General features: G+C 72.7%; 4 protein-coding genes. 3 read left to right on the top strand and 1 reads right to left on the bottom strand.

From position 1 onward, the window contains the following. Positions 1–230 precede the first annotated feature (230 nt). Positions 231–905 carry a hypothetical protein gene (locus ABT006_RS27205; protein WP_350710891.1) on the bottom strand — a complete coding sequence of 225 codons (675 nt, stop codon included), beginning with the start codon at positions 903–905 and terminating at the stop codon, positions 231–233. Between the two features lie 69 nt (positions 906–974). On the opposite strand from ABT006_RS27205, the gene ABT006_RS27200 reads away from it, so the two are divergent. The 3 genes from ABT006_RS27200 to ABT006_RS27190 all read left to right on the top strand — a co-directional run. Further along, on the top strand, positions 975–3593 hold the full coding sequence (locus ABT006_RS27200; RefSeq protein ID WP_350710889.1) for a valine--tRNA ligase: 2619 nt from the start codon (positions 975–977) through the stop codon (positions 3591–3593). Further along, entirely contained in the window at positions 3590–4924 is a 1335-nt protein-coding gene (locus ABT006_RS27195; RefSeq protein WP_350710888.1) for a bifunctional folylpolyglutamate synthase/dihydrofolate synthase, read from the top strand. The genes ABT006_RS27200 and ABT006_RS27195 overlap by 4 nt, the downstream gene beginning before the upstream one ends. Then, a partial coding sequence (locus tag ABT006_RS27190) for a DUF4233 domain-containing protein (protein ID WP_350710886.1) occupies positions 4921–5350 on the top strand: 430 nt, incomplete at its 3' end. The genes ABT006_RS27195 and ABT006_RS27190, both read left to right, overlap by 4 nt.

Genomic DNA, 5350 nt, shown 5'->3' with positions numbered 1-5350 from the left:
GCGGCTCGGCGACGGTCCGCTCGCCCGGAGCCGGGCACGGCAGGCCCCACCCCACCCACCCGACACCGCAAGAAACGCTCAGGCAGCACCCACCCCACCCGGCACCGCAACAAACGCTCAGGCAGCATCCACCCAGCACCGCAACAAACGAGAACGAGTTCAGGCAGAGGGCCACCCCAGCCACCCCAGCCACCCCAGCCCCCACAACCGGACACGGACGCGGGGCGGCGTCACTTGCGGGTCTGTATCTCCTCGCGCATCTCGCGGAACAGCCCGCCGGCGTCGTCGACGGAGCGGCCGGGGAACATCGCCATCACGACGCTGCCGTGGTCGGCCCACCCGCAGACGGCGAAGTCGCCGCCGTCGCCGCTGGTGGTGCCGCACTTCATCACGCCGCCCAGACGGCCGGCGGGCACCTCCCGCAGCCCCGTCACCTTGCCGGTCTCGTCAGTCAGCAGGCCGAACAGACTGTCCAGGTCCCGCTCCGGCTGCCAGAGCAGCGTCGTGCCGCCGAAGACGAGCACCGAGCGCTTGTCGTCTGCCGGGTCCCGGTAGACGGTGCCGAAGCTGCCGTCCAGGTCGATGTCGGCGGCGAAGCCGCTGCGCAGGTAGTCCGACGTGCTGCGGGCCCGTTCGCTGTCGTCCCGGACCAGTCCCGCCACCCGGTCCGGGGTGGTCAGGTCCGCGTCCTTCTGCTGGACCACCCGCCACCCGGCCGTACCCAGGGTGGCGGCGCCCGCGAGCCCGACCAGCGCCGCCACGGCCCAGGCCACCCGCCGGCGCCGCGACCGGCGCCCGGTGGCGTGCTCCGGGTCCCGGTTGCTGAGCTCGATGGGCTCGTCGGTCAGGTCGATCGGCTCGGAGCCGTCGTTGACCGTCCGCTCGGTGAGATGTGCGTCGGACATAGCCGACACCGTACGCGAACGGCAGGTGGCGCACGTCGGGTCCGGAGAAGCCCTCCGTAGACTTTCAGGGTGACCGAGAGACTGGATGCCCGACGCCCCGACGCCCCGACCCTGCCCGGCCAGTACCAGCCGGGCGAGGTAGAGCAGCGACGGTACGAGCACTGGGTAGCCGCCGGCCACTTCCGGGCGTCGGCGGAGAGCGACAAGCCCCCCTTCACCATCGTCATCCCGCCGCCGAACGTCACCGGCTCCCTGCACATGGGCCACGCCCTCGACCACACCGTGCAGGACGCGCTGGTGCGGCGTAAGCGGATGCAGGGCTACGAGGCGCTCTGGCTGCCGGGCATGGACCACGCCGGCATCGCCACGCAGAACGTGGTGGAGCGGCGGCTCGCCGGCCAGGGCCTGTCCCGGCACGACCTGGGGCGGGAACAGTTCGTCGAGCGGGTCTGGCAGTGGAAGGCCGAGTCCGGCGGCGCCATCCTGGGGCAGATGCGCCGTCTCGGCGACTCCGTCGACTGGGACCGCGAGCGCTTCACGATGGACGAGGGGCTGTCGCGCGCCGTACAGACGATCTTCAAGAAGCTGTACGACGACGGCCTGATCTACCGGGCCAACCGGATCATCAACTGGTGCCCCCGGTGCCTGACCGCCCTGTCGGACATCGAGGTAGAGCACACCGACGACGACGGCGAGTTGGTCTCGATCCGCTACAGCGACGAGGTGGTCGTCGCCACCACCCGGGCGGAGACGATGCTCGGCGACACGGCGGTGGCGGTGCACCCGGACGACGAGCGCTACCAGCACCTGATCGGCACCGAGGTCGAGCTGCCGCTGACCGGGCGGCGCATCCCGATCGTGGCCGACGCGCACGTCGACCCGTCCTTCGGCACCGGCATGGTGAAGGTGACCCCGGCGCACGACCCGAACGACTTCGAGATCGGCCAGCGCCACGACCTGCCCGCGCTCACCGTGATGGACGAGCGCGGCGTGATCACCGTGCCGGGGCCGTTCGAGGGCCTGGACCGCTTCGAGGCGCGCCCCGCGATCGTCGCGGCGCTGCGCGAGCAGGGCCGGATCGTCTCGGAGAAGCGCCCGTACGTGCACGCGGTGGGCCACTGCTCGCGCTGCCGTACGACGGTCGAGCCGCGGCTGTCGCTGCAGTGGTTCGTGAACACCTCGCCGCTGGCCAAGGCCGCCGGGGACGCCGTGCGCGACGGGCGGGTGCGGATCGAGCCGGCCGAGCTGGCCAAGCGGTACTTCGCCTGGGTCGACAACATGCACGACTGGTGCATCTCCCGGCAGCTGTGGTGGGGTCACCGCATCCCCGTCTGGTACGGCCCGGACGGCGAGGTCGTCTGCGTCGGCCCGGACGAGCAGCCGCCCGCCGGGGAGGGTTGGCGTCAGGACGAGGACGTCCTGGACACCTGGTTCTCCAGCGCCCTCTGGCCGTTCTCCACGCTCGGCTGGCCCGAGCAGACGCCTGACCTGGCGAAGTTCTATCCGACGAGCGTCCTGGTGACCGGCTACGACATCCTCTTCTTCTGGGTCGCCCGGATGATGATGTTCGGCCTGTACGCGATGGACGGCCGGCAGCCGTTCGGCGTGGTGGCCCTGCACGGCATGGTCCGCGACCAGTTCGGCAAGAAGATGTCGAAGTCGTTCGGCAACGTGGTCGATCCGCTGGACTGGATCGACCGTTTCGGCGCCGACGCCACCCGGTTCACCCTGGCCCGGGGCGGCAACCCCGGGCAGGACGTGCCGGTGAGCGAGGAGTGGTGCCAGGGCTCCCGCAACTTCTGCAACAAGCTCTGGAACGCCACCCGCTTCGCGCTGATGAACGGCGCGCACACCGACGGCCCGCTGCCGGCCGCCGAGCAGCTGTCGACCGTCGACCGGTGGATCCTGTCCCGGCTGGCGCACGTCACCGCCGAGGTGGACGAGCAGTTCGAGGCGTACGAGTTCGCGAAGGTGTGCGACCTGCTGTACCACTTCGCCTGGGACGACGTCTGCGACTGGTACGTGGAGCTGACCAAGCCGGTGCTCGCCGAGGGGGGCACGGCCGCCGAGGCCACCCGCCGGGTGCTCGGGCACGTGCTGGACCAGCTGCTGCGGCTGCTGCACCCGATCATCCCGTTCGTCACCGAGGAACTGTGGATCGCGCTCACGGGGGGCGAGACGGTGATGACGGCCGCCTGGCCGGCGGCCGACCGTACCCTCGTCGACGAGGCCGCGGAGGCCGAGGTCGGCACCGTCCAGCGGGTGGTGACCGAGATCCGGCGGTTCCGCTCGGACCAGGGGCTGCGCCCGACGCAGCGGGTCGCCGCCCGGCTCGACGGCCTGGCCGCCGCGGGCATCGTCGCGCACGAGCCGCTCATCCGGTCGCTGGTGCGGTTGGACCCGGCCGGCGACGGCTTCCAGGCCAGCGCGACCCTCGCCATGCCCGGCGAGGTGAGCGTGGCCCTGGACACCCGGGGGTCGATCGACGTGGCCGCCGAGCGGGCCCGGCTCACCAAGGACCGGGCGGCCGCCGAGAAGGAGGCCGCGCAGGCCCGGGCCAAGCTCGACAACCCCGCGTTCGTCGGCAAGGCGCCGGAACCGGTGGTCGCCAAGATCCGCGATCGCCTCGCCGTCGCCGAGGCCGACCTGGTCCGCATCGACGCCGCTCTGGAGGCGCTGTCCTCGTGACCGACCGCACCGATTTCGCCGCCGTCGAGGCCGAGCTGGCGGGCCGCGGGTTCACCCGCATGGCCTTCGAGCTGGACAAGATCGAGTCGCTGCTGGACCTGCTCGGCAGCCCGCAGCGGGCGTACCCGTCGATCCACCTGACCGGCACCAACGGCAAGACCTCGACGGCCCGGATGATCGACTCGCTGTTGCGGGCGTTCGGGCTGCACACCGGCCGCTACACCAGCCCGCACCTGGAGACCGTCCGGGAGCGGATCAGCCTGGACGGCGAGCCGGTGGGCGAGGAGCGGTTCACCGCCACGTACCGGGAGGTCGAGCCGCTGGCCCGGCTGGTGGACGAGCGCTCGGCGGAGCCGCTGACGTACTTCGACATGACCACCGCGCTGGCGTTCGCGACGTTCGCCGACGCCCCGGTTGACGTGGCGGTGGTCGAGGTGGGCCTGGGCGGCGCCGAGGACGCGACCAACGTGATCCAGGCCGGGGTGTGCGTGCTCACCCCGATCGGGCTGGACCACACCGAGTGGCTGGGCGACACCATCCAGGACATCGCGCTGGCCAAGGCGGGCATCATCCACTCCGGCTCGACGGTCATCTCCGCCGCGCAGGAGGAGGAGGCGGCCCGGCCCATCCTGGAACGCTGCGCCGAGGTCGGCGCGACCATCGCCCGGGAGGGCTCCGAGTTCGGGGTGCTCCGGCGGGCGGTCGCCGTCGGCGGGCAGGTGCTCACCCTGCAGGGCCTCGGCGGCGTCTACGAGGAGGTCTTCATCCCGCTGCACGGCGCCCACCAGGCGCAGAACGCGGCGGTGGCGTTGGCGGCGGTGGAGGCGTTCCTCGGCGCCGGCGCGAAGCGGCAGCTCGACGTCGAGACCGTCCGGGAGGGGTTCGCCACGGCCACCTCGCCCGGCCGCCTGGAGCGGGTACGCAGCGCGCCGACCATCCTGCTCGACGGCGCGCACAACCCGCACGGCATGGCCGCCACGGTGACCGCGTTGCAGGAGGAGTTCGCGTTCAGCAAGTTGGTGGCGGTCGTCGGCGTCCTCGGCGACAAGGACGCGGCCAGCCTGCTGGAACTGCTGGAGCCGGTGGTCGACCAGGTCGTGGTGACCCGGAACAGCTCGCCCCGGGCGATGCCGGCCCGGGAACTCGCCGCGCTGGCCGCCGAGGTCTTCGGCCCCGACCGGGTCGAGGTCGCCGAGGAGATGCCGGACGCGATCGAGACGGCGGTGGCGATGGCCGAGGAGGACGTACCGGGGGAGCTGAGCGGGGTCGGGGTGTTGGTCACCGGATCGGTGGTGACCGTGGCCGACGCCCGCCGGCTGCTGAAGCGATGACCGGCCCGGTGCGGGGCACCGCGGGCGACGACCGCCCGGAGGGCACGGCTGCCGGGGGCGACCCGGGCCGTCCGCCGGCGGGTGGGCCGCGACGGTCCGGGCTGCGGAACCCGGAGCGGGCGGTGCGCGGGCTGGGGGCCGGCACGCTGATCCTGGAGGCGCTGGTGCTGGTCCTGGCCATCCAGCCGATCCGCATGGTCGGCGGCGACCTGGGTGGCGCGGCGATCGGCGCGGTCCTGGCGCTGGCCGTGGCGGCGGTGCTGCTGGCCGGCATGATGCGCCGGCCGTGGGCCTGGCACGCCGGCACCGTCCTGCAGGGACTGCTGATGCTGGCCGGCCTGCTGCACTGGTCGCTGCTCGCGTTGGGCGTCGTCTTCGCCCTGGTCTGGGCCTACGCCCTGCACGTCCGCCGGGTCATCCTCGGCT

Origin of the sequence: Micromonospora sp. NPDC002717, from assembly GCF_040295705.1 — a bacterium.
GTDB lineage: Bacteria > Actinomycetota > Actinomycetes > Mycobacteriales > Micromonosporaceae > Micromonospora.
Note: the sequence above shows the minus strand (reverse complement) of the source record. Positions and strands in the feature narration are given on the sequence as shown.